The sequence below is a fragment of the Haloferax sp. DFSO52 genome (assembly GCF_048158745.1).
Taxonomy (GTDB): domain Archaea; phylum Halobacteriota; class Halobacteria; order Halobacteriales; family Haloferacaceae; genus Haloferax.
The window spans coordinates 1,049,035-1,073,040 of sequence record NZ_JBLOPB010000001.1 but is presented as its reverse complement, the minus strand read 5'-3'; the positions used below and the strand labels follow the sequence as shown (position 1 = coordinate 1,073,040).

The 24,006-nt window shown below is 58.8% G+C and carries 22 protein-coding genes and 1 tRNA gene; 8 read left to right on the top strand and 15 right to left on the bottom strand.

Features of this window, described 5'->3' with window-relative positions; genetic code table 11:
- Window positions 1–101 precede the first annotated feature (101 nt).
- Complete coding sequence (locus tag ACK3SC_RS05565) at window positions 102–2,885, top strand: cation-translocating P-type ATPase (RefSeq protein ID WP_416839123.1); 2,784 nt, start codon at window positions 102–104, stop codon at window positions 2,883–2,885.
- Here the strand turns inward: ACK3SC_RS05565 and ACK3SC_RS05560 are convergent.
- Window positions 2,860–3,567, bottom strand: a complete 708-nt coding sequence (locus ACK3SC_RS05560) for a TVP38/TMEM64 family protein (RefSeq protein ID WP_416839122.1) — start codon at window positions 3,565–3,567, stop codon at window positions 2,860–2,862. The two genes, ACK3SC_RS05565 and ACK3SC_RS05560, sit on opposite strands and share 26 nt — an antisense overlap.
- Before the next feature lie 83 nt (window positions 3,568–3,650).
- Between ACK3SC_RS05560 and ACK3SC_RS05555 the strand changes: the two genes are divergently transcribed.
- Window positions 3,651–4,094 carry a universal stress protein gene (locus ACK3SC_RS05555; protein ID WP_416839121.1) on the top strand — a complete coding sequence of 148 codons (444 nt, stop codon included), beginning with the start codon at window positions 3,651–3,653 and terminating at the stop codon, window positions 4,092–4,094.
- A gap of 41 nt (window positions 4,095–4,135) precedes the next feature.
- Here ACK3SC_RS05555 and ACK3SC_RS05550 read toward each other — a convergent pair whose 3' ends face one another.
- Window positions 4,136–4,561 (bottom strand): universal stress protein, encoded by a 426-nt coding sequence (locus tag ACK3SC_RS05550; protein WP_416839120.1) that lies wholly within the window; start codon window positions 4,559–4,561, stop codon window positions 4,136–4,138.
- Window positions 4,562–4,700: 139 nt separating this feature from the next.
- Between ACK3SC_RS05550 and ACK3SC_RS05545 the strand changes: the two genes are divergently transcribed.
- Window positions 4,701–5,171, top strand: coding sequence for an HTH domain-containing protein (locus ACK3SC_RS05545; RefSeq protein ID WP_416839119.1), 471 nt, complete (start codon window positions 4,701–4,703; stop codon window positions 5,169–5,171).
- Here the strand turns inward: ACK3SC_RS05545 and ACK3SC_RS05540 are convergent, their stop codons facing one another.
- Window positions 5,172–5,834: a helix-turn-helix domain-containing protein gene (locus ACK3SC_RS05540; RefSeq protein ID WP_416839118.1), complete on the bottom strand. Its 663-nt coding sequence runs from the start codon at window positions 5,832–5,834 to the stop codon at window positions 5,172–5,174.
- 253 nt (window positions 5,835–6,087) lie between these two features.
- Between ACK3SC_RS05540 and ACK3SC_RS05535 the strand changes: the two genes are divergently transcribed.
- From ACK3SC_RS05535 to ACK3SC_RS05525, 3 genes are all read left to right on the top strand, one after another.
- Window positions 6,088–7,074 (top strand): class I SAM-dependent methyltransferase, encoded by a 987-nt coding sequence (locus ACK3SC_RS05535; protein WP_416839117.1) that lies wholly within the window; start codon window positions 6,088–6,090, stop codon window positions 7,072–7,074.
- A gap of 93 nt (window positions 7,075–7,167) precedes the next feature.
- Window positions 7,168–7,240, top strand: a tRNA-Thr gene (locus ACK3SC_RS05530).
- A 236-nt stretch (window positions 7,241–7,476) separates the two neighbouring features.
- Window positions 7,477–8,406 (top strand): hypothetical protein, encoded by a 930-nt coding sequence (locus tag ACK3SC_RS05525; RefSeq protein ID WP_416839116.1) that lies wholly within the window; start codon window positions 7,477–7,479, stop codon window positions 8,404–8,406.
- A 91-nt stretch (window positions 8,407–8,497) separates the two neighbouring features.
- On the opposite strand, the gene ACK3SC_RS05520 is transcribed toward ACK3SC_RS05525, so the two are convergent.
- The 7 genes from ACK3SC_RS05520 to ACK3SC_RS05490 form a co-directional block, all read right to left on the bottom strand.
- Window positions 8,498–9,814, bottom strand: coding sequence for a hypothetical protein (locus ACK3SC_RS05520; protein WP_416839115.1), 1,317 nt, complete (start codon window positions 9,812–9,814; stop codon window positions 8,498–8,500).
- Between the two features lie 193 nt (window positions 9,815–10,007).
- Window positions 10,008–10,169, bottom strand: a complete 162-nt coding sequence (locus ACK3SC_RS05515) for a hypothetical protein (RefSeq protein ID WP_416839114.1) — start codon at window positions 10,167–10,169, stop codon at window positions 10,008–10,010.
- 414 nt (window positions 10,170–10,583) lie between these two features.
- Window positions 10,584–11,816 (bottom strand): tyrosine-type recombinase/integrase, encoded by a 1,233-nt coding sequence (locus ACK3SC_RS05510; protein WP_416839113.1) that lies wholly within the window; start codon window positions 11,814–11,816, stop codon window positions 10,584–10,586.
- Window positions 11,817–12,036: 220 nt separating this feature from the next.
- The gene (locus ACK3SC_RS05505) at window positions 12,037–12,267 is read right to left on the bottom strand and encodes an Lrp/AsnC family transcriptional regulator (protein WP_416839112.1); all 231 of its coding nucleotides are present in this window, start codon (window positions 12,265–12,267) and stop codon (window positions 12,037–12,039) included.
- A gap of 54 nt (window positions 12,268–12,321) precedes the next feature.
- Window positions 12,322–13,680 carry an MBL fold metallo-hydrolase gene (locus tag ACK3SC_RS05500; RefSeq protein ID WP_416839111.1) on the bottom strand — a complete coding sequence of 453 codons (1,359 nt, stop codon included), beginning with the start codon at window positions 13,678–13,680 and terminating at the stop codon, window positions 12,322–12,324.
- Window positions 13,681–13,930: 250 nt separating this feature from the next.
- The gene (locus tag ACK3SC_RS05495; RefSeq protein WP_416839110.1) at window positions 13,931–14,134 is read right to left on the bottom strand and encodes a hypothetical protein; all 204 of its coding nucleotides are present in this window, start codon (window positions 14,132–14,134) and stop codon (window positions 13,931–13,933) included.
- 115 nt (window positions 14,135–14,249) lie between these two features.
- Entirely contained in the window at window positions 14,250–14,825 is a 576-nt protein-coding gene (locus ACK3SC_RS05490) for a DoxX family protein (protein ID WP_416839109.1), read from the bottom strand.
- A 106-nt stretch (window positions 14,826–14,931) separates the two neighbouring features.
- Between ACK3SC_RS05490 and dph5 the strand changes: the two genes are divergently transcribed.
- Window positions 14,932–15,744, top strand: a complete 813-nt coding sequence (dph5, locus tag ACK3SC_RS05485) for a diphthine synthase (protein ID WP_416839108.1) — start codon at window positions 14,932–14,934, stop codon at window positions 15,742–15,744.
- A gap of 106 nt (window positions 15,745–15,850) precedes the next feature.
- Here the strand turns inward: dph5 and artA are convergent, their stop codons facing one another.
- From artA to ACK3SC_RS05470, 3 genes are all read right to left on the bottom strand, one after another.
- Window positions 15,851–16,783, bottom strand: a complete 933-nt coding sequence (artA, locus tag ACK3SC_RS05480) for an archaeosortase A (protein WP_416839107.1) — start codon at window positions 16,781–16,783, stop codon at window positions 15,851–15,853.
- A 177-nt stretch (window positions 16,784–16,960) separates the two neighbouring features.
- Window positions 16,961–19,615 carry a BGTF surface domain-containing protein gene (locus ACK3SC_RS05475; RefSeq protein ID WP_416839106.1) on the bottom strand — a complete coding sequence of 885 codons (2,655 nt, stop codon included), beginning with the start codon at window positions 19,613–19,615 and terminating at the stop codon, window positions 16,961–16,963.
- A gap of 289 nt (window positions 19,616–19,904) precedes the next feature.
- Complete coding sequence (locus tag ACK3SC_RS05470; RefSeq protein WP_416839105.1) at window positions 19,905–20,675, bottom strand: VOC family protein; 771 nt, start codon at window positions 20,673–20,675, stop codon at window positions 19,905–19,907.
- A gap of 134 nt (window positions 20,676–20,809) precedes the next feature.
- Here ACK3SC_RS05470 and ACK3SC_RS05465 point away from each other — a divergent pair, with 134 nt between their 5' ends.
- On the top strand, window positions 20,810–22,252 hold the full coding sequence (locus ACK3SC_RS05465; RefSeq protein WP_416839104.1) for an MATE family efflux transporter: 1,443 nt from the start codon (window positions 20,810–20,812) through the stop codon (window positions 22,250–22,252).
- Between the two features lie 130 nt (window positions 22,253–22,382).
- Here the strand turns inward: ACK3SC_RS05465 and ACK3SC_RS05460 are convergent, their stop codons facing one another.
- Window positions 22,383–22,805, bottom strand: a complete 423-nt coding sequence (locus tag ACK3SC_RS05460; RefSeq protein WP_416839103.1) for a TIGR04206 family protein — start codon at window positions 22,803–22,805, stop codon at window positions 22,383–22,385.
- 86 nt (window positions 22,806–22,891) lie between these two features.
- Complete coding sequence (locus tag ACK3SC_RS05455) at window positions 22,892–24,001, bottom strand: OBG GTPase family GTP-binding protein (RefSeq protein WP_416839102.1); 1,110 nt, start codon at window positions 23,999–24,001, stop codon at window positions 22,892–22,894.
- Window positions 24,002–24,006 lie beyond the last annotated feature (5 nt).

Sequence of the window (24,006 nt, the reverse complement as noted above, 5' to 3'; positions counted from 1 at the left end):
ATCTGTCCCACGCACGAGCGTGTGTGATTCTCGCTTGTGACTCGTCCGCTGGTATTCTTGCTTGCGACTCCTTCGCTGGTACCGTGGGCTGAAAATCGTCGGTGGACATACGTCGTCGCGTGTCGTTCAGTCGAAATGTGGACCAAGCGGAAGTGCAGCGTCGAACGACTGAAGACACCAGTGAGCCCGTTCCATGGCACGCGTTAGAAGTCGAGACAGTTCTCTCACGAGTAGATGTCACCGAAACTGGTCTCGACAGCGACGAGGTTGCACACCGACTCGCCGAGTACGGTCCGAATGAACTCGTCGAAGACGACACTGTCTCGCCGCTGAACCTCTTTGTCTCACAGTTCACCGGCCCGCTCGTGCTCTTGTTGTTCGCCGCTGCGGGTCTCTCGCTCGCCATCGGGTTACTCCCGGGGCGCGAACCGGGGTACACCGACGCTGCACTCATCTTTCTCATCGTCTTCGGCAACGGTATCTTCGGATTCGTCCAGAACTACCGCGCAGAGAAAGCACTCGACGCACTCAGACAGATGGCGATGCCCGACGCGACGGTTCGACGCGACGGGACAGTAAGCCGGATTCCAACTGACCAAGTCGTCCCCGGCGACGTCATCATCGTCGAAGCGGGTGATGCCATTCCCGCTGATGCACGGGTTCTCCACGCGGCCGATTGCCGCGCCGACGAATCAACGCTCAGTGGCGAGAGTGTCCCCGTAGGAAAAGGCGCAGCCCCTGTCGATTCTGATGCACCGCTCGCCGACCGGCGAAGTATCCTCCACGCGGGGACCACAGTCGTCCGTGGCCGTGCAGAGGCCGTCGTCGTCGCCACCGCCATGGACACCGAACTGGGGACTATCGCCGACCAACTCGAACAGGCGCGTGAGCGTGAGACGCCATTCGAACGCGAAATCGAGCGCCTGGGCCGCCGTATCGGTATCGGCATCGTCGGCCTCATTCTCGTCATCGCCGCGGTCCAACTGTTCTTTACGGCGACTGACCCCGTGGTCGTATTGCTCGTCGCCGCCACACTTGCCGTCGCTGCCGTCCCAGAGGGACTCCCTGCCGTCGTCACACTCACACTCGCACTCGGCTCACGGAGACTCCTCGAACGAAACGCGCTGGTTCGCAACCTCGCAGTCGTCGAGAGCCTCGGCGCAGTCGACGTAATCGTCACCGACAAGACGGGGACACTGACCGAAAACCGAATGACTGTCACGCGAGGCTGGCTTCCCCGTGGTCGCATCGTCGATCTCGACGCCAACGCCGACACCAACGCCGGCATCGAAATCGACGCCGACGCCAACACCCACGAACTCGACCCTCAACTCTCGGCGCTTCTCACCTGCGGCGCAGTCTGTAACGACGCCGGTGAACTCGACGATGGGACCCACCGTGGTGACCCGACCGAAGTCGCACTCGTGACCGTTGCCAACAGCGCCGGCATCGAACGCCCCGACGAACGACTCTACGAGGTGCCGTTTACCTCCGAACGCAAGTTGATGACTGTCGTCGTCGAGTCGTTCGACGCACCGGGAACGGGCCCGTTCGCCCTCGTGAAGGGGGCACCAGAAGTCGTCGTCGAGCGGTGTGATGGGATTCTCGTCGATGGGGTCGTCGAGGAGATGACCGATGACCACCGGCGCGACGTCGAAGCGGCGACGAGCGAGTTCGCCGCCGACGCGCTTCGAGTCCTTGGATTCGCCTACGCACCTGACGCAAATCTGTCGGCAGACGACGACGCACTCGAATCTGAGCTGGTGTTTCTCGGCTTACAGGGAATGACCGACCCAGCGCGAGACGGCGTCACCGAAGCCGTAGCCGACTGTCTGGCGGCGGGTATTCAGGTGACGATGGCGACCGGAGACACGCCGCTTACTGCCCGGGCGATTGCAGAAGAAGTCGGAATCGACACCGAGTCGGTCGTCACGGGTGCCGAAATCGCAGAGATGAGCGACGAACGACTCCACCGAATCGTCACAGAGACGCACGTGTTCGCTCGTGTCGCGCCAGAACACAAGGTTCGCATCCTCCGAGCGCTTCAGGACCTCGGCTATACGGTCGCGATGACAGGCGATGGCGTCAACGACGCGCCTGCACTCGGAAACGCAGATGTCGGCATCGCGATGGGCGAACGCGGGACGCAAGTCGCACAGGGTGCATCCGACATGGTGCTTCGCGACGACAACTTCGTCACCATCCGCGACGCAATCGAAGCGGGGCGAGGTATCTTCGACAACATCCGAACGTTCGTCAACTACCTGTTGTCGGCGAACACGGGAGAGGTGTTCGTCGTCTTCCTCGGAACGCTTCTTGGCGCCATCTTCTTCCCCGAGGTATTCAGTTCAGAGACTGCGCTCGTCATCACGCCCGTCGCGTTGTTGTGGTTGAATCTCGTCACCGACGGCTTTCCGGCGCTCGCGCTCGGGGTGGACCCGACAGCAGACGACGTGATGCGTCGGCCACCGCGCCTGCACGAAGAAGGCGTCCTCGACCGGCGGACTGTCGCGTCAATCGTCGGCATCGGCGTGGCACTCACCGGGGCCGGTCTAGGTGTGTTCTTCTACGCACTCGCCGAATCTGCTGACCTCGTGGTCGCACAGACCGTGTTGTTCACGTTCCTCGTCACGGCCGAGTTGGTCCGAACGCAGTCGGTTCGACTCCGGTATCGACTTTCGGTGTTTTCGAATCCGTGGCTTCTCGCGGCGGTTGGGCTGTCGTTGACACTCCACCTCTTGCTCCTCTACACGCCACTTTCTGCACTCTTCGGTGTCGTCCCGTTGGGACTCCGTGAGTGGGGATGGGTGGCAGGTGCGTTCGTCCCGTTCCTCCTCGCTAATCTGGTCCTCGTCTGGGTCAACGACCGGGTATTCGGTCACTGACCGCAGAGAGGAGTTCCTCGCGGTAGAGATAGCCGAGCACCGATGCCGACAGGAGAACGGCGACGAACACCGCGGTGAGCACCGGGTCGCTGTTCGCTGCTGCCGACCCGGCGAGGTTCACGAGTAGGAATCCCGGAAGCCTCCCCACTGCGGCGATGACGACGATACGACGAATCGGGATATCGGTGAGTCCCGCCGCGAAACAGAGCGCGTCGTCCGGAAGGCCGGGAACGAGAAAGACGACGAAGAGGACGGTGAGACCGTGTGTCGCCATCGTCTCGTCGAAGAGGTTCAGGGCGTCGGCGGTGACGACTCGTTCGACGTACGGCCGTCCGAGCGACCGGGCGAGTGTCGCCGCCAACGCCGTTCCGATGACGATGCCAATCATGCTGTAGACCGTTCCCCAGAACGCACCGAAGAGAAACCCACTCGCGAATCCGAGCGCCTGCCCGGGAACCGGTGCGATGAGAACCTGCGCGATCTGCACGCCGACGAAAGCCAGCGGTGCCAACGGACCAACGTCGAGAAGGAATAGCCTGAGTTCCCGTGGGTCCGCGAGAAACGGGAACTGACTCACGAGAATCGACCCGCCGGCGAGCGCCAGTATGGCGACAGCAGCGACGATGAAAACCGTCCGCCAGCGGTCGTGGGGAGACTCGAAGAGCGGCGGCAAACGTGGCACAAGCTATCGATAGTGAGCGACGAGCAAAAACCCCGCTGGGACCTGCGAGAGTGTTTTTGTGTCGAGAGAGCGTAACGATAGATATGCCCGATGTAATCCTCGTTGCCGTCGATGGGTCTCCGCTGTCGAAGCGGGCGTTCGAGCGTGCGCTCTCCGATGCCGAATCAGCAGTCATCGCCCTCCACGTCATCGACCCGAGCGACCCGGGGTACAGCGCGCCACTCGACGTAGACGTGACGCTCGAACCACTCCACGGCTCTGCTGAGTGGTACGAACGAGCGAACGAACTCGCAGACGAGATACTCGAAGAACTCACTGCACTCGCAGACGGAAGCGGTGTCGACGTTCGGACGATGACACTGCGTGGCGACCCTGCTCGAAGCATCATCGAGGTCGCAGAGGAGGAAGGCGTCGACGCCATCTACGTCGGCGGACACGGTCGAACCGGTGAGACGAATCTGCTTCTCGGGAGCGTCGCGGAACTCGTTTCGAGTCGTGCGTCTGTCAGCGTGACTATCGTCCGCTAACGTCCACGAGCGGCTGTTTTACGGGATTGGTTTTCCAGTGATTACGTCTCGTCTCGGACCGGTGGGACACACATCACCGGAACGTCTGAGAGCCGCACGACGCGTTCTGCAACGCTTCCGATGAGATACCGTTCGATGCCACTCGACCCGTGTGTTCCCATCACCACGAGGTCGATATCTCGCTCTGCTTCGTAGTCGACGATGATTTCGTGTGGCAGACCGACCCGAATCTCCGTCTCGACTGGGACGTCGCGATTGGCCGCGAGAGACGCGATTTTCCCGACCGCTGTCTCCCCGCGCGTCTCCGTCTCGTCGTCGGGTGCAGTGTCGGCGTGGGAGGTTCGCACGTCGACAACGTAGAGGACGTGGAGTGCCGCACCGTACATCGCCGCGAGGTCGACCGCGTACTCGGCGGCGTGTGCCGCATGGTCACTGCCGTCGGTTGGAACGAGAATATGGTCGAACATGTCAAAGAAGACGTGTGGAGTGGCGATAAAACCGAACGCTCGGAGGGTCGGCGATTCGACTGTCACTGTTCCCGACAGCCGAGAACGGTATTTTCGGCTTATGCTGGTTGCAGTCGTAGATACGGTTGGGGAGCCAGTGATGCAACGCAACGATTCACGAACTGTAGAACTCTGGATTCGACCGATACGAGATGGATTTAGGGAAGAACATCAGACACTCGTCGCTCGGTTAGAGCGCCTCGTCAGTGTGGACGAGTTCGACGATGTCGTCCTTCGGACGTGGAACCACAACGTCGCCGTCGAGGCGGATACAGCGCCGACGAAACGCGACGAATTCGTTCGCGAACGACTCTCGGCGTTTAAACAGTGGGCACGCAACGCGGGTGTGGAACTTCCGTCTCTCGAAGAACACGCGAGAGTCGGGTCGGGAAGAATGGGCCCTGCAACCGACACTGTCGTACTTCCGCAGACGCTTCTCGCGGTGTTCCGTGGTGACACCGTCGAGGCGGTCTACCCACACGTCAGAGACGGGTCGCTAACGACGATTGGTGATTGGCTCGAAGGCGTCGAAGCGACGGGTGGTGTCCACGACGAACCGGTCAACGTGTGACTACCGACTCGACGGCATATCCGAACAGACGGTAGACGAAACGAGTGCCCCGACTCCTCGGCGGAGTCGCTCAGAAGCCGACTGCGTCGAGATGTCGAGTTCCGCAGCGAGGTCCGAAAGCGACACAGTGCGAGGTACTTCGAAGTATCCACTGTCGGCAGCAAGCCTGAGTATCTCCTGTTGTTTCTCGCTCAGTCCGTATCCCGAAGTCACCGCGACATCACCCTGGTAGATTCTTCGAACCTTCATCTCGAGGCCGATCTCGCTGCAGCGGGTTCGGTACCGAACGAGTGCGTCCCGGTCAGGGAACCGCATGCGTGTGTGGAGTCCATCGGCCGTGAACGCGGCGTCGAGGCGGCAAGATTCGACTTCAGCATCGGTGGGATAGACGACTGCGCCCGCCTCGTCGGAAACCTGTACGCGATAGAGTCGTCGACCCGGAAGTGACTCCATCGGTTCGTGACTGACGACACTTTCGTCGGCTTCGAGACCCGACTCGAACGCCTCGAAATCACCACCGCTCGCCCACAGAAAGAGGACTGGTCGAACTGGGTCAGTTGCGACGGACTGTTCCACGTCGAGTCGCATCCCCGGTGCAGAACCGATGGCGTCGGATAAGGGAAGGGCTTGACTTGTAATGGTGAACTCCGCGATACAACTCATCTTTCAGTGACGACGTGATGGAGATTATAAAATACAACTCCTTTGACGTTCGGCCGCAGTTCCGAAAACGGGCCCCGGGCGAGGCCCTTCCGTTGTCAGAGGCACGCCCACTGGCACGACAGAACTGTCTGTCTGTCTGTGGGCAACTACACATATTCCCGGAAAGGGAGTATAGGTGTTCCCTGATTTATCAAGGTATTATATACCAATCTGGAAACGTCACCCTTACTCTGAACGGGGCAGTGGATGAGATATGAACGTCCCCTGTGTTCGTGTTCCTCGGGAATCGGGCGAAGCGACACGTCAGCGCCTCGCCGCCGACGGCCTGTTGGACCACGACCACCAGATTTCTGTCGTCGAGGGGTATCTCTACATCCCTGTTGTTTCTGCTGCCGACGTTCCTGACGCGTTCGACGTAGTCGAGTACGAACCACCGGCACGAGAGACGCAGACGACGCCGACGGACATTCTCGGCTCCGAACCCTCGTACGAACGACTCGGCGATATCGTCATTCTGGACGAAGACGACCCCGAACGTGCCCGGGAGATTGCTGCGGCCATCGTCGAATCCGACCTCAAGGCAGAGACCGTGGTGAACCGTGCCTCGAAAATCAAAGGCGAACTTCGTATCCGCGACTGGGACCTTTTGGTCGGCGACTCGACGGAGACGGTCCACCGGGAGTACGGAACCGAACTTCGACTCGACATCGACTCGGTCTACTTCTCGCCACGTCTCGCGACCGAGCGCCACCGCGTCGTCGAACAGATTCGCGAGGACGAACACGTCTTCGACATGTTCGCTGGGGTCGGGCCGTTCGCCATCCCGGCCGCCAAAGCAGGTGCCGAGGTCGTCGCCTGCGACCTGAACGAGGTTGCTATCGAGTATCTCCGCGAGAACGCCGTACGAAACGATGTCGCCGACCGCATCACTGCGATTCAGGGTGACGTCCGCGAGGTAGGAACCGAGTACGATGGGTGGGCAGACCGTCTCATCATGAACCTCCCGCACAGTGCGAGCGACTTTCTCGACACTGCAGTCCGACTCGCCGGCGACGAGTGTATCGTCCATCTCTACGACATCCAGCACGAAGACGACCCATTCGGCCCGGGGCTGGCCGCCGTCCGCGACGCCGCCGAAGACGAGTACGAGATCGAAGTTCTCGAAGAGAAAATCGTCCGGTCGTACGCCCCCCACGAGTACAACGTTTGTCTGGACGTTCGCCTGACGAAACGGCCGTAAGGAGTCGTGGTGACGACCGGCAGACACGGGGTTGATTCGCAAGTCTTAATTACGTAACCGGGGTACGAAAGAATGCGTTTGGAAGCCCACCGCGCCGGTGTAGCTCAGCTGGCAGAGCGATTCCTTCGTAAGGAATAGGCCGAGGGTTCAAATCCCTCCACCGGCTTCTGGAATAAGGGTTCAAATCCCTCTAAACGGCCTATTATCGTCTCTCGGTTCGTTTTCTGGCGTCGCTATTGGTTACATGAGTCCATGTGCAGTCGGTTGATTCCGTTGTAACGACAGTGTAATTATCCAACCATTTTTGCCCATTGAATATCATGAACAGTGAAACATCCATTTGAGAGCCACACATTTCAAATAACCATACATTTCTTGGATGCCCAACTTCTACATCGGTGTATGTGGGTCATCAACAAGGAAAATCTGGATACTATTGTGTCGGTCGTGGTTCGATTGAAGCGACGTATAGTCCGTGATTTGACCCTTGACCTCAGAGACGGGAGCGAATGGGCGAAGGACAACGTATCACGTGGGTTAGCGTTTTTGATTGAGAAATGGATTGGGTTTTGGCTAACAATGATTCTGTTGTCTATTGTAGGTGCCTTCGGCGGGAGTATCGTTGACGTCGCTCGATGGGCTACTGACGTCCCAGTGATAGTCGACTGGGTTCCTTGGTCCATTACACTCGTTGCTGTGTTTGGGATATTGACCGTGTTCACGACCGGAATCATCTTGTTCGGAGTGATTGCCGTTTCAGCGGTTCGGCTCTTGTTCTGGATTCGTGACCGATTCCAATCCTTCTGGAACCGGCACACTCCTCCGTTCGAGCAAAATGAAGCCGAGTCTGTAACTCATGAATGGCCGCGTTCCACCCATGATGTCTCGAAATCAATGGAGAAGGTGAAATCGTTCACTTTCCTCGGGTCTATCTGTTTTATGTTAGTGACGTCTGCGTTAGTGGCGATAGAAGTGACCTACCGAGAATCGTTCTATGCGACTCTGTCGACACCGGCTCTGTCTCCGATTTCTGAGACACTTAACCCGACACTCTGGATTATCAATGTGTCCGGTCTTATGTCGATTATTGCTCCCTACGTAACTCAAACACAGGTCGTGTTGCTCATCCTTCTCATCGGAATACCGGGTATATTGCTAACCATCGTTGCTCGTAATCTCTTATTTATTATTGAGAGAGCAGTGAGAAAAAGTATTGAGACGGTTCGTCAGGAAGGTATTGTGGGGTGGGCAGGTCTAAAACTTGTGTCCGTACTGGTGATTGTCACTACGACCGCGTTCAACGCCGGCCTCGTACTTCTCACTGGGAACTGACTCACCTGTTGGTGACGAACGGATATGACCCCATTGCGGAAATTCAGTGCTCTCTAATGGTGAACGATACTGACCGCCATGGACACGCCAATCATGGTGGTGGGCGGCCACGGTGTTCTCGAACTACGATTGCCCCTCGAACGACGTGTCCCGGGAACTCATCGTGACGCGCAACGCCCACGAACCGCCAGCGTGAGCACTCGTCATCACCCCCATCGTCCGTCTCATCGTCTGTCTTGAGCGACGGAGACACCGTGAACCACTTCATGTCGGTCGCCCAGTGACACGCGAGCGACCACCACTCACGGCCGCGTCTCAGTGCCTCAGCGTCCACGTCAGCATCTGTCGACGCATCCCCGTCGTCCACGTCAGCATCCACTCCATCGACCGCACGGAGTGCCTCTGCGGCCTCGTGTACCTCCGACGGGGGTGCCCTCGCGAACGTCGCCGCCGTTGACAGCGATTTGCTCAGGTACGAGCGTGGTGACCGACCCTCCGCTCTCTCCGGTGAGGACGACGACGTCCACAACCACGTTCCATCACGATTCGTGAGAGAGTCGCACCACACCACACGTCCACGGTCACGATGGCCATCCCAGTAGTGCGACAGCGGCCCGTGGGGTACAGACACCACACCGAACATGACGACATGGACGTGTGGCAGACTACGAGACGTGAACTCGGGCACGACGAGTGACGGTGGGCGCGACCCATCACCGAACCGGCGAGCATACCATGACTTCAACCGATTCACGTCGTCCATCAACGACGTCGCCGCCGAGTGAATTGAGTCGAACCGTGACGGGTCTGTCGTCAATGTCACCATCGTCGCACGCTCGAAGTGTTCGGCGGCATGGCCCCACGCCGAGTCGAACGTCTCGCGTTGGTCGGCTATACGAGACGGACTGTTGAATCGTGTCCGATACTGAACGAGCAGATGGGTCGATGGGACGTCCCTGTTCTCGAACGCCACGAAACGTTCCTCGGTCGCCTCACGCTTCGCTGCGAGTCCACCCAAGAGAGACCCACGTGCCGCATCTTCGTCGACCGTCCGTCGACGTTTCAGCGCGTTCTTCACATTTGACATCGCCACCCCGTCGCCGTCTGTGTGTTTTGGGCTGTGCTTACTGGGGGTCAAGTGAAAGGCATCTACCGTCGGTTCGACCCAGATGAGGTCACGTCGTCGGTCGATTTTGAATAATTCGGGGTGGTTCTCGAAGAACCTGTGTGCGAGGCGGTGGTCTGCGTCCCCCGCGTTAGCCTCGGGGTTCACGACGGACCGAACCGCGTACACGACCGGGACGCCCTCGGGGTTCTCGCACACGTATTCAAAGAGAGAGTTCTTGTCCTCGGCTCGTCCGTGGCCGCTCCACGGAAGGTTTCTCGGGACCACCCCACTCCCGGCCACCTTGACATCGTCCACTCTGTCTGTTATTTGACGTTTTGACACGGTGGATACTGTCGCGTGAGACGATTTTGGAGAGAGCGTCGGCTTGCACCCACAGGCGGAGTGTGAGGTGGCCCTCATCACCGAGAGCACTCATCGAAAGGTGACGTTTGATGAACTCGCCGATGACCCCATAGAGCGTCGTATCGGTGAGTCATCGTTCGCCCCGTTCATCGTAGTCGAGCACGTCGAGCAGTGCCTGTGCTATCCAATTAATCGGCAGGTCGCTCTGGGCGAGTGACTCCAATTCTTCACGGTGCTCGCTAACTGCGTCGAGACCGGTGGCACCGTCGCCTTGGATACCGCCGTCGCACATCACTATCTGTCCACCGTTGGTGGTACACAACGCCTTGCGTTCAGTTCGAGACCGTCGGAACCTACTTGCGAGCGGAGAGAGAATCCCTACGTGTCCAAAGGCGGGGCGTTCTCCCGTCGTTTTCTGCACTCGTTAGTTATATCTGAGGTCGTCGGCCAGCAAAAACATTTATCAAAATTGAAATTAACTGATGTGTGGTAGGTGGTAGGTATAATCCGTATATGGGCCCATGTTCAATTGTATAATTTGTCTGTCCATTACGTCTATAGAGTGCACATCGAGACTCACAGACGCCACCATCCCGTTTGAGGCCGTGGCTTGAGGACTCGGTCGTAAAATCCGATGGGCGTCCACAGAGAGGCACTCAGGGACGTGTGAGCGCATAGAGGCCACCGTCGTGAGCACACTCTGTATTCATGTGGACCTGTCCACCCCCATCCGACGGAGTAGTGCCGTTTTCACCTCGGGGTCATCAAGAAGCGAATCGAGCGCGTCGATTTTCGCCTGTGTCTCAGTGTCGTCAGGGTCGGTCTGAGCGTAGGACCGTTTCACGTCGGTCGCGACCTCTGCCTCGAAGTCTGCGGCCGTCTCATCGCCGAGAGCGAATCCACAACGTGAGCAATAGAACGAACTCGGCTCGTTGAGTTCCTGACACCGTCCACACGTTTGCACTCGTGGTTCGTCACCGTCCTCCTCGGGAACGTACAGACCGTGCATAGCGTCATATGCATTGTCGATGTCGCGTCCAGAGAGGTGGACGTATTTTGCCGGGACATTTGACCCTTGTACCCATCCGAACCACGCGCAGAGTTGAGCCTCAGTCATGTGATTCGCGAGATACGACGCCCGACTGTGTCGGTAGTGGTGAGGGTTAGACGGCTTCTCGATACCAGCCTCAGTCATCGTTTTTTTGAGAATCTTCTCGGTGATGTATCTGTATCCGAGTTGGTCGTCGGGGCCACCTTGTTGGATTTTACACCACAGGGGCGCGTTCTTGGTCGGGTTCGGATGCTGAGAGAGCCACCGATTGATGAGGGGGACGGACTCGACCAATGGGATTCGACGCGCACCGGTCTTGCCCTCAATGACGACTTTTCGACCGTTCTTTCGGTCCTCTATGTCGCCAACAGTGAGGTCGATGAGTTCGCCAATGCGAGCACCGGTCTCGTACAGCATCGAGATGAGCGCGGCATCACGTGCGTTCTTCGTGGCGTCTATCTGTGCACTGATGTCATCCTTCGTTAGTAGGTCTTTAGGGAGGGTGCTGTTCCCACTCGGTGGGTTCGTCTTAATCCATGCGACGGTGTCGGGATACTCGTCACCACCGTTCATCCACTTCCAGAACGCCTTGATGACGCTCTTCACTGTGTAGATGGTGTTCGGTTTGTCGTACTCCGAATGGACCCACTCGACGAGGTCTTTCATTTCCGACTTCCCCATTTTATCGAACGGCCGGTCACCGACGTGCTCGCCGATGAGTTTCATCCGAGTGAGGTTCTTCGACAGTGTTGAGTCTTTCACGCCGTCGAGAACCTTGTCGCGCTTGTAGTCGACGATGAGTGTCTTGTTTCGGGGGTGTATGGAGTCGGACGCCTCGATGTTACGTAGAGTGTCTCTGACCCACTTCTCGTAGTCTCCCGTGGGCATGACTAACATACGTCGCCAACGAGCATAAGCAATGAACCCTTATTCTATAAGCCCTCCACCGGCTTCATTTTGACGCGAACTATACGAGGAGCGCAGCGACGAGTCCGTGAGCGTCAAACGTAGTGACTGGAGGGATTTGAACCAAGGAGCGAGCGTAGTGAGCGACTGAGGTTCAAATCCCAGCCACGGTAGCCAATGTAACTCACCACACAACCCACACTCACCCCAAAATAATACACGTCCGCGTTCGGCCCACGCCTTCTATCAACTGAATCTTGTCAGAGATAAGCATCAGCAGGTCCTGTTCGGAGTCTGCTTCCACTTCGGCGATGACATCGACCTCGCCAGCGACGATGTTGGCTTTCCGCACCTGGTCGAGTTCACGGAGTTCTTCGACGACGTTCTGTGAGGTTCCGCCACCGGTCTGAATCGTGACGTACGCTTGGACCATTCGTAATACTACTTTGCCTGTCAGCATAAACACGAGTCCGTTCGGGAGAACGACTCAGGCGTAGAACGAGCCCATGCAGTTGTAGAGGCCGCGTTCGTAGATATCTGGCTGTTTGAACACCGTGATGTGTGACCCAATCTTCGCGTCGGCCCAGTGGGCCTTGTCGTCACCGTCGAGGAGTCGCCTAAGAAGTCGGTCGTCGGTGTCGAGGACGACGTAGCCATCGGTGTCGGCGAGGTGGTCCAGGTCAGGCTTCGAGCCGAACTCGTAGCCGTCACCGTTGAGCCGTAAGTCGACCCACTGGTCGTCGACGAGCGGAATCAGCACGTGGGTATCGGTCGAATATCCGATTTTGGCTCGTTTGCGTTCGAGCGTCTCGTAGGCCTCAGGGACGAGACCGGTTAGGTCGTCGAGCGACGGATGCGGGTCTGCTTCGTACGTGAACTGCCGGTGTGCGAGGACGTTCTCGATGTAGTGTTGTTTGGCCTCGGTGTCTATCGGTTCGAACTCGCTGGAGCGCTCGCCTGACTCGATGTCGATGTACTCCCCAGCGTTCAAGAAGACCGGTTCGTGTTCCGCGGGGTCGACGTGTTCGAGGAAGAACGCTCGTGCTTCGTGTCGTGGGGGGTTGGCGGTGTACTGGGACAGCTGCGCGATGCTCCCCGAGAGGACGTACTCACCGGCAAATGGAAGGTAGTAGTCCGGTTCGAAGAGGTCGATGAAGCTGAGTGCGAGTTCGTACTTCTCCTGGATGACGCGGGCACGCTCTGCCAACTTCTGTTCGTGACTGTACTGTCCCATCGCCTGTGGGTAAAACTGCGCGGCACTGTACTGGTGAGCGAGCAGGTCGATGTGACCGTATCGGCGTTTTATCTCCCGGCAGGTCTGCTCTGCGATGGGATACGGACAGTCGTTCGTGTTCACGATCGTGTGCGTGCCGTCGTCGATGACGGCCATTGAGTCGACCTGTGTCGACCCGAAGGTGGTTGCTTCGGTGTCGTACCACGTACACCCGAAGAAGTTCCCACAGAGTTCGGGGTCACACCCATCCGCTGCGAGGATGTTGATGTGCGTGTCCCCTTGCAAGTGGAACCGCTCTCCGTGCGGTAGTTCGACCACCTCGAACCCCTGGGACTCGATATCTTTGCGAAGGTAGTCCCATCGGTACTGATGAATCAAGACGGGGATGTCAGAATCCATTCGGTCGAGCGTCGTCGGGTCGTAGTGGTCCGGATGGACGTGCGAGATGTAGATGTAGTCCACGTGGTTGAAATCCTCGGGTTCGTATTCGAGGGGTGGATAGTGCGACCACGAACCGAAGTACGCACCATCGACGAGCCACGGGTCACAGAGGATACTCACGTCCGCCGTTTCGACCAGAATTGCTGCCGAACTCAAATAGGTGACTTTCATAGTCAACCCATATCGTATCAACCCATTGCTATTAGCTCGATATCGGCAGCCGCTGGGCATTAATCTATTATTTACCGGATATTGCTCTAAGAATATATTTCATGTCAATATGATAAACAGATGGAGCCGACTTTCAGAGAGACAACACTACTCGACGGTGGTGATGTGATTGAATTACGTCCGACTGTTCGACGTACACTGAACGAGAGGCATCTGCAAAATCGGTCTTAATCACAGACAATCCAACTGGTTACTTCGAGGTTGGAATTCCGCAAACGCCCGCCTGGTCGCCCATCTTCTCGACACCCGGGGCGAAGCGGCCCAACTCCCACTCTGGGTCGTGGCCAGTCTCTTCGCGGTGTTCTTCGATACAGATCCGTGCAGTCGCGAGTTTCGAGAACGTCTCTTCGAGGTCACACTCTGGGCAGCGTACCGTCGCGCGAGGTGTCGTCATTGGTCGTACGGAACACAGCAAGAGAGGTAATTCTGTCGGGGTGAGCGTGTTCAGTCGCGACTGTGGAAATCGGTCTCAATCGAGTCTGCAGAAAATAGTGCTCGGCCGGCGGTCGTCAACCCATCACGAGGGTCAGCCAGCGGTTGTTCCTGACGAACTCCATGTTTTCGAGGTACGCATCGACACCGAGGATTCGCCCGGCACCGAAGGCACCGAGTCCGAACAGTAACACCGCGTAGACGATGTGGTCGTCGACGACCCATCCGTGGGCGAGCGGAAGGCCAGCGAGGATGCCACCCTCAAGGGATGCGGCCCAGTAGAACAGCATCATGATGGCACCCCAGAACGCGCTAAACCTGACGAACGCACCGAGGATGAGCGCCAATCCGGTGAGAGTGAGACCCCACATGTTCAGTTGGTCGATAAGTGGATTCCCGGCCATCGACGCGAAGAACCCAATCAAGGGGTTCCCCGGCGGGATGGCGTTCGCAAGGAATCCTGCCGCAGTCCAGTTGTTCGAGGGATCTGCATCTAAGTACGTGACGAGTTTCGTCACCCCACCCTGGAACAGTGTCCACCCCATCACGATACGCAAGATGAACAGCGAGAGGCCGACCCACCGCTCTGAATATTCGAACGTGACGTCCTGTCCAAACAGTTTCGTCTCTAGTACACGGCTACTCGTTGCCATATAGAGGAAACATTTACCGTCAGCATATTTAGGTGTGTTGCAGATTCTTACGCAGAGTCGAAGACCGTGTCACGCCGTTTATCATCGCCCACGACAGAGCAGGGGTATGCTCACCTTCATCGGACTCGGTCTCTTCGACGAGCGGTCTATCACTGTCGAGGGGCGTGAGGCGCTCGCCGATGCCGACCGTGCCTTCGCGGAGTTCTACACGAGTCACCTCGTCGGCGCGACTGTCGAAGACCTCGAATCGTACCACGGAATCGACATCGAAGTCCGCGACCGAGCGGGCGTCGAACAGGATCCAGAACCGATTCTCGACGCCGCAGAAGACGAACACGTGGTGTTTCTCACTGCCGGTGATACGATGGTCTCAACGACACACGTCGACCTTCGTCTCCGTGCTGAAGAACGTGGTATCGAGACGCGCCTCGTCCACGGAGTGACAGCACAGTCTGCTGCCAGTGGACTGACCGGGCTCCAGAACTACCGCTTCGGAAAAGCAGTCACGCTTCCGTTCCCTTACGTCCACGGTGGCGACCCAGTCCCGAAGAGCGTGATCGAATCGCTCGAAGCGAATCGTGAACGAGGGCTACACACGCTCGTCTACTTGGATATCAAAGTCGACTGGGAGGGCCGCCGCGGTGTGGAAGTCGACGGCGACGAATACATGACCGCAGACTACGCCGCCGAGTTGTTCGCAGAACACTGGGACAGCGACGCCCTGGGCGTGGCAGTCTGTCGAGCTGGAAGTCCGAACCCAGTGGTCGCCGCAGACCGACTCGGCGAACTCGCTGGCCGAGACTTCGGCGAACCACTCCACATGCTCATCATCCCCGGTGAGGTTCACCACGTCGAAGCAGATGCACTGATGGCACTCGGTGGGGCACCAGCGGCGCTGTTCGACCACGACGAGCGGTAAGCGGTCAGGTTTACAGGGAACACTTCTCGCGTCTCTGGAAGAGCTATCGACCACTTCGGCAGGAAGCGAAAGCGCGGTTCAGGTTTTGGAGAACGGTCAGGTCAGATTACGCCCGACGGTCGTTCGACCCGTCGAATCCAAGTTCACTGTGTAAGTCGTACTCCTCTCCAGTGACCATGTACAGCACGTCCTCGATGACCGTGAGGAGTTCCGGAACCTCTCGGACGACGAGGTACGTGATTCCGACGAGGGCGACGACGGCCAGAATCTGGCTGATGATGCGGTCGGAGATGAAGAACGACACCAGATACGGATCAGAAGAGCCGAACAAGAACAAAATCTCGTCGACGAACAGGTGGAAGTACTGCTTCCCGACCGAGATGGTGATGAACGTCGTTCGGAACAGGTTCAACGCGTAGATGATCGGAACAGCGATTGCTAACGCACGGAACTTCCGGCGGAGTGGTGCCTCGACAGCAGCGATGAGTCCTGCAAAGATGGCGATACTTCCGAGTCCCGTACACGCGAGCACGACGGCAATCTCGATTCGGTGGTTCCCTTGCATCCATAAGAACGTGTTCAGGTATCCTTCGTCGCCGCGAATCATGGTCGTCGAGTAGCCGAGTGACTCGATGAGGAAGTTCGTCTGTGCTGCGACTGACTCCATCAAGAAACCGCGCGGCGCAGGGATCGTCGTCCCGAAGAGCGTCAACGCCGGTATCGTCTCGAACGGCAGGTAGACGATTCCCATCGCGGCAACTGCACGCGAGAGGATGAACAAGGTGTCGCGACCACTGTAGAGGAGCCACCCAGCGTAGAGCGACGCCGGAACAGCGACGATCGTCAGTATCCCTTCGATGTAGCTCTTGTGGACGAGTGTGAAGTGTGGGATGAGTTGGAGCCAGAAGACCGCAAAGAGAACCCATGCTGCAGCCATCACTCGCCGCGCGAGTTCTCTGTCGCGTCGGTTGACGACCACACCGGCGACGAACGTGGCGATGGCCACCCACGCAAGGATATCGGAGAGCAGACCGGGCATATCTGTTGAAACACGTGGACGAAATAAATCCCTTGTCGTTGTGTGCAGCAGCGACGCGTGACCGGTCGAACACTGAGACTGTCTCGACTGGTGATACGCGGCGGTGCTGCCGCTCTGCGGTCAGCGCCAATAAAGAAAGTTGAGGGAACCGGGAAACCCGGTTAGTTAGGAATCGACTTAGTCGCGGCGGATCGCGAGGAGTGCCGCTGCGACGAGCGCGACGAGGGAGACAACGACGCCGAAGCCAGGCGTGCTGGACTCGGTGGTCTCTTCAGCAGGCTCTTCGGTCTGCTCTTCAGTCGTCTGCTCTTCCGTGGTCGTTTCCTCGGTAGTTTCCTCGGTAGTTTCCTCGGTGGTCTCTTCCGTGGTCTCTTCCGTGGTCTCTTCCGTCTCCGTCTCGGTCATCGGTTCGACAACGTTGCCGTCAGCCGTGACGTCAGCGGCCGTACCGGAGTCGACAGAGACAGTCACGGTGAACTCGTCGCCAGTCTTCTGTTCGGAGAAGTCGAAGGCGGCCGAGTAGGAACCGTCAGCCTGGACGGTTGCCGAGCCGGTCTTGAGGAAGCGCGGCTGGGTGTCACCGGTGGACTTCACGCGGAGCGTGAGTTCCGTACCGGGTGCGACCGTTGCCGAGCCCGAGACCGTCTGGTCAGCGGATGCGGTGAGGTTGACCGGGTCAGCGTCGAGGCTGAGTTCCGGAGCAACGACGTCGTATTCGGCGGAGACGGATTCTCCGTCTTCGACGTCAGAGAGGTTGCCTTCGAGGACGGTGAACGTCGCGTTGTACGCGTCGTCGTCAGCAACGTCGAGCTTGTCACCGGATTCATCGTAGAAGTCCGTGCGCGTGCCGTCGATGTCGGAGAGATCGTACACGAAGAAGTACGTGTCATTCTCGCCGTCAGCGATGACGGTTGCAGCGGAGTCGTTCAGAACCTTGGCTTCGCGGTTCGGGCCAGGGTTCGTCTGTTCGATGGTGAGGTTGGTTTCGAGGGCGAGATTGTCTGCATCGTATGCGCCTTCGAGACCGGTTGCGACAACCTGGTGGACGACAACGTCGCCGTTGGCGACGGAGTCAGTCTGCGTCAGGGTCTCGCTGTCGATTGCGTCGTAGACGTCTGCGGCTTCAGTGAGGTCTGCGGCGTCACCGGTTGGTGCCGTCCAGACAGCCTGACTGTCCGTGCTGCGCTCTTCGAGGACGAGGGTACCGACGTTGTCGGCGTCGCCGCCCGTCGAGACTTCGAGGTCGTAGTCGCCAGCGTCGAGCGTGGTTTCGACTTCCGTGTCGATGTCGCTCGAGGTGACAGTGACGTCGTCGTCGCTGTCCTCAACGTCGAAGGACGCCGTGTTGTCGACGTCGTACGTGTTGAACAGGAGGACGACTTCGCCGTCGTCGTTACCGTCTTCGACGGTGACGTTAGCCGTGTAGCCAACGTTGTCGCCGCCGATCATGACTTCTGCTTCGCTCGTGCCCTGCATCGTCACGGTGATTGCTGCGATGTCACCAACCTGCTCGGTGACAACGGAGGTCGAGAAGTCGGACGTGGAGTCCGCAGCCTTCGAGACCGCAACCGTGTCGGATTCGGCGGAGACACCGGAGAAGGTGTCGGTCACTTCGACGGTGAAGTTACCTGCTGCGTCAGGCGTCAGCGCGTATTCGTAGACACCCTGACCGTTGAGGGTTGCGTCGTCGGAGTCGACGACGTCGCCGTCAGCGTCCACGAGGTCAACGGAGACATCGCGGTCGCCAGCGTTGGACGAGACTTCGCCCGTGACGTCGTCGTCAGTCGTGATTTCCGTCTCGTCGACCGAGACCGAGAGGCCGAGGTCGCGCGTCACGACGGAGGCATCGCCGGTTGCGTTGCCGTTGAAGGAGACGTTGTATTCGTCGAGGTCAACGTTCGCCGTGTTGAAGACGTAGACTTTGCTGTTCGTGCCGGTGGAGCCCTCGAAGAAGTACGAGGAGTCAACGCCGGAGACTTCCACTTCTTCGTTGGTGACGTTGTTCGTGAATGCGACGTTCTCGCCCTTGTAGGCCGAGACTTCCATGTCACCGACTGCGACGGTCTTGGACGCGACGGTCACAGTCGTGTTGCCGCTGTTGGAGAGTTCGTTGAGTGCGGCGTCCTCGACGGAGCTGTCGAGGTTAACGACGACGTCGCCAGTCTGGAACGAGTCCAGCGTGATGACGGCGCGGCCGTTCGTACCGTCGTCGGTACCAACAGAGTAGTCCGAAGCATCGAGAGCCTCGTCGTCAACGTAGACGGTGACGTCAGAGTCCTCGAGTGCGTCGAGGTTTTCGCTGAAGGCGAGTTCGATGATTGCGCCCTCGCTCGCGTTGTTGTACTCCGTTGCGGAGAGGAGCTTGGGTGCCTTCGTGTCGATGGTGAGCGTTGCCGCCACCGAAGAGTTGTTCGAAGTACCTGCAGTGAGGGTCTCGTTCTCGACAGCGGTCACGGTGTACGTACCGTCGTCGAGGGAGCTAACGGAAAGGTTCTCCATGTCGACTGCACCACTCGTCGTGGATGCGTAGTCACCAGAGTTGTTCGTGTACGGTTCGTTGGAGTCCCATTCTCCGTCACCGTCAACGTCAACCCAAGCGTAGAGGCCGAGGCCTTCCTGACTACCTGCGGTATTGTTCATGACCTGTACATTTTCAAGGACTTTGCTGTCCGAAGCGTTGACCGTGAGATCGTCGCTGCCATCAGCGCTATCAAGGTCAACAGAACCAGGAGCCGCAGCAACGCTGCCCGAGAACGCGATGGACCCGGCGAAAACCGAGAAGACCATCAGCGCTGCAAGGAGCACTGCGCGGATCTGTTTGTTGCGTGTCATTGTTTTTAGATGTGTCTGCAGTCGGCGAAGCAGTTTTCTTCCCTAACACGCCCCGGGGTAGGTCAGGGCGGGGGGTTACTCACTGGTATCACCTTGAGTAGGGGTACGGACGGACCTATCTGCCGGCATTATAAATGCTTTGTGTATCTTCTTGGTAAAGATACATTCAAATGCGTCAGTCTATCTTCAGTATTGACAGTTACAAAGTCGCAGACGTGTCTGTACTACCGCGATAAACGGACAGAAAGAGCGGCCGTCGATATGTCGGTCCAAAGCAGTATCTATTCAGTTATTCGGAGTCTGCAGTGACAATCTCTATCTCGTGGCCGTCTTGGTCCTTCGTAAACGCGTAGCGGTCGTCGCACGATTCTGGGTCTCGGTAGTCTTCGGCTTCGCGCTCCATCAGCGTCTCCCAGTCTTCGTGGAGGTCGTCGGCGCGGACGGCGAGGTGGCCCCACGCGTCGCCCATCGTGTACGTGCGCCCGTCGTAGTTGTAGGTGAGTTCGACCGCCATCGCTTCTTCTGACGCGTCTTCGGGCTTCATGAAGTAGTTCGCGAAGGTGTCGGACTCCCAGCGACCCGTGTGTTCGTACTCGAACTTGCGGGTCCAATAGCCGAGTGCGTCGTCTGCGTCCTCGACACGAATCATCGTGTGGTCGAGACTCCACTTGGCACCCTGGTCGCGCTGGACGATTTCGACTTCGTGTCCGTCCGGGTCTTTCACGAACGCATAGCGCCCGCCACACGACTCGGGGTCACGGTAATCTTCGACGCCTTCGTCCATGAGTTGCTGGTAGGCGTCTTCGAGTTCACCTTCGGGGACGCGAACTGCGATGTGCCCCCACGCGTCGCCCATCTCGTAGGTGTGGTCACCGTGGTTGTAGGTGAGTTCGAGAACCGCGCCCTCTTCGTGGATGTCTTCGGGACCGAGGAAAACGTTGGTGAACGTGTCGGCCTCCCATCGACCTTTCTCTTCGTAGTCGAGGTGAGTCGTATACCACTCGAGCGACTCGTCGAGGTCTTCGACACGGATCATCACGTGGTCGAGGATTCCGGACATACACGTCAACTGTGTCGCATTGGCGAAAAACGTACCGAACGAGGAACCATCCGTGGGCAGTTGGCAGGGGTCAACGTCCCAGTTCTCTGGGAGTTACGTGCGACATAAGTACTCCCCTCCACTACGGTTCAGCCGTGTCTTCGGTCCCCAATCCAGTCCGACTCCTCATCGTCGGTATCGGACTGGCCCTCTCCCGCGCTGGCCTCGTCGACCGCGAGCGCGCAGTCCGTACCGCTGACCTCGCGTGGCCCCGCATCGTCACCGGCATCGCTCGGATGTCGAAGAACGCTGTGGACGTGGCGATGGTCGGTATCGCCTCGGGAACCGTCGCAATCACCGGCGTCGGGTTCGCGGGGCCGTTCTGGGGACTCGCATTCGCCCTCGGTGGCGGGATTGCTGGCGGAACAATCGCACTCGTTTCCCAACGGTACGGTGCCGACGCAATCGACCAGTTGGGTCTAGCCGTCAGGTCCAGTGCACTGCTCACGGTCGTCTCGACAGTGCCGGTCACAGCGGTTTTCTGGCTGTTCCCGACCCAACTCATCTCCCTTCTGAGTAACAACACCGAAGCGATAGAACTCGGTGCGGCTTATCTCCGAATCGTCGGCATCGGCGTCCCATTCGCCGGGCTGAACCTCATCGGGAGTCGGGTTCTCGTCGGTGCCGACGATGCCTACACCGCGATGATTCTCCGTGCGAGCGGCGCGGTCGTGAACATCGGGCTCAACGCCATCCTCATCTTCGGCCTCGGGATGGGTGTCGAGGGAGCGGCCCTCGGGACTGTCTTGTCGAACGTCGTGGTCACCAGTGCGTTCGTCGTGGGACTGTCTCGGGGTGCCTTCCCCGGTATCGGACAGTTCCCCGTCACAATCGACCCGTTCGGAACCTTCGTCGACATCGACACGCTTCGTGACCTCGTCGAAATCGGTATTCCGGTGATGGGCAGAGGACTCGTCTGGACCGTCGCAGAGTTCCCCATGCTCGCGATTCTCGACAGTTTCGGCCCCGACGTGGTCGCAGCGTTCGTCATCGCCCGGCGCATCTGGGGACTGATGAACACGCCCGGGTGGGGATTCGGACTCGCATCGTCGAGTCTCGTCGGGCAAGCGCTCGGGAAGAACGACGAACAGGAGGCTGAAGCCTACGGCAACGACGTCATCCGATTCGCCGTGGCGACGTATCTCGTCTCGGCCGTCATCGTGGCGCTGTTCGCCAGACCAATCGTCCTCGGATTCGTCAGCGACCCGGGGGACCCTGCCGTTCCTGTCGCGATCGATCTGGTGTACGTCGCCTGTGCCGTCGTCACTCTCCAGGGCGTCTCTGGTGGGGCCGCCGGCCCACTCGACGCGAGCGGAGACACCCAGTGGACGTTCGGCAGCCAGTTCGTCGGGATGTTCCTCGGGTCGATTCCGCTCGCGTACATCGGGTCGGTCACGTCACTCGGACTGGTCGGTCTCTATCTCGCCTTCGCCGCCGAAACGACGATTCCGGCCGCACTCAACTACTATCGGTTCCGAACGGGGACGTGGAAGACAGTCAGTATGAACTACCGTCCGGAGACGACTGCGGACGATTGAGGAGAGTCGGACCGACTGCAAACGATTGAGGAGAACCGCCCCAGCTGACGACGACTGGAGAGGGTCGGACTGACCGAGGACTCAGGGGATTCGCTCCGATTGTCGTTGGCTGAGAGCGGTCTGATTCGATTCAGCGACTCGTCGCTTCGCGGTGCGACCAGTAGACGTACCCGGCAACGGCCCACAACACGACAGTTCCCAGTGGCCACGCAGTCCGACCTGGTTGGACCGAAAACCCGCGAGCAACTTCGAGCTGTGTCACGCCAGCCAGCACGAGTCCTGCGGCAGTGACCCGAACGTCTTCCCGGTCGAAGAGACGGCCAGAGAACGCACTCGCGACGGCGACCACGTAGCACGCGACGCCGACGGGCCAGACGAGGATGTAGTCGGGGAGGCCAGCAGTGAACCGGAAGAAGAAGTCGGTGATGGTCGTGACACTGAGCGGAGACGGACTGAGGAGTCCCCACGAGAACAGAAACGTCGTCGACCCGGTCGCAAACGTCTGGACCGACCACGGGACGACGCCGGCCACGAGAACGAGGAGTAGCCTCACTGATTTCGAGACTGCGAGAGAAGAGAACGTAGGCCGGGGTGTGGACTGAGTCGAGTCGGGTGAGGTGTCCCCTGGCGTCTCGGTCGTCACCGCTGGGCGATGATGCGAAGCACGTCTTCGTCTTTCAGTACGTGGTCGCGGCCAACCTGTTGTTCGTCGTGTTTAGCACTCGGGCCGGACACGCGGGCGAATCTGAACCGTTCGTCGAGTTTCGCGCCGAGTTCGTGGATGGCGTCGTCGATGGTGTCACCTTCGCGGAGGATGAGTGGTTCCTCGTAATCGACGCCGCGGCCGGGTTTGTCCATGTAGATACGGATGAGACCGAGTGCCTCCCACATCTCCTCTTTCAGCGCGTCGAGACCTTTCTCCGCCTCGGCGCTGATGAACGTCACCTCGGCGGGGTCGAGTCCGACCTCGCGGAGGTTCTCTTCGACAGTCGGGAGATAGTCTTTGTCGATGAGGTCGGCCTTGTTGACGGTGACGATAGACGGCAGGTAGACCCGGTTTTTCATGATGCCGTCGATGAGTTCGTCAATGGTCGTCTCGCCGCGAAGCGTCACCTCGGCGTTGACGAACCCGTGTTCGCGGAGGACGCCCTTTATCGTCTCTTCGTCGAGTTCGACGCTATCACTCTTCGTGACGTTGATGCCGCCTTTTCCTTTCTTGTTGATAGAGAGGCTCGGCGGCGACGTGTCCAGTCGAATCTTGTTGTTGTAGAGTTCCGTTTGAAGTCGCTCGTATCGGTCGATTTCGAACACCGAGAGCATGAAGACGACGAGGTCGGCGGTGCGGACGACCGACAGAACCTCTTTGCCACCACCACGGCCCCCTGCAGCGCCTTCGATGAGGCCGGGAACGTCCAGAATCTGGATGTTCGCACCTTTGTACTTCAGCATCCCCGGATTCACGTTGAGCGTCGTGAACTCGTACTCGCCGGTCTCGCTGTCGGCGTTGGTGAGTGCGTTGATGAGCGTCGACTTCCCGACGCTGGGGAACCCAACCAGTGCGACGGTGGCGTCACCCGTCTTCTCGACGGCGTACCCTTGGCCACCACCGGCCGAACTCTGGTTCTCGAGTTTCTCTTTCATCTCCGCGAGTTTCGCCTTCAGTCGACCGATGTGCGCCTCTGTCGACTTGTTGTAGGGCGTATTAGAGATCTCCTCGCGGATCTCTTCGATGTCCTCCTCCAGTCCCATTGTCC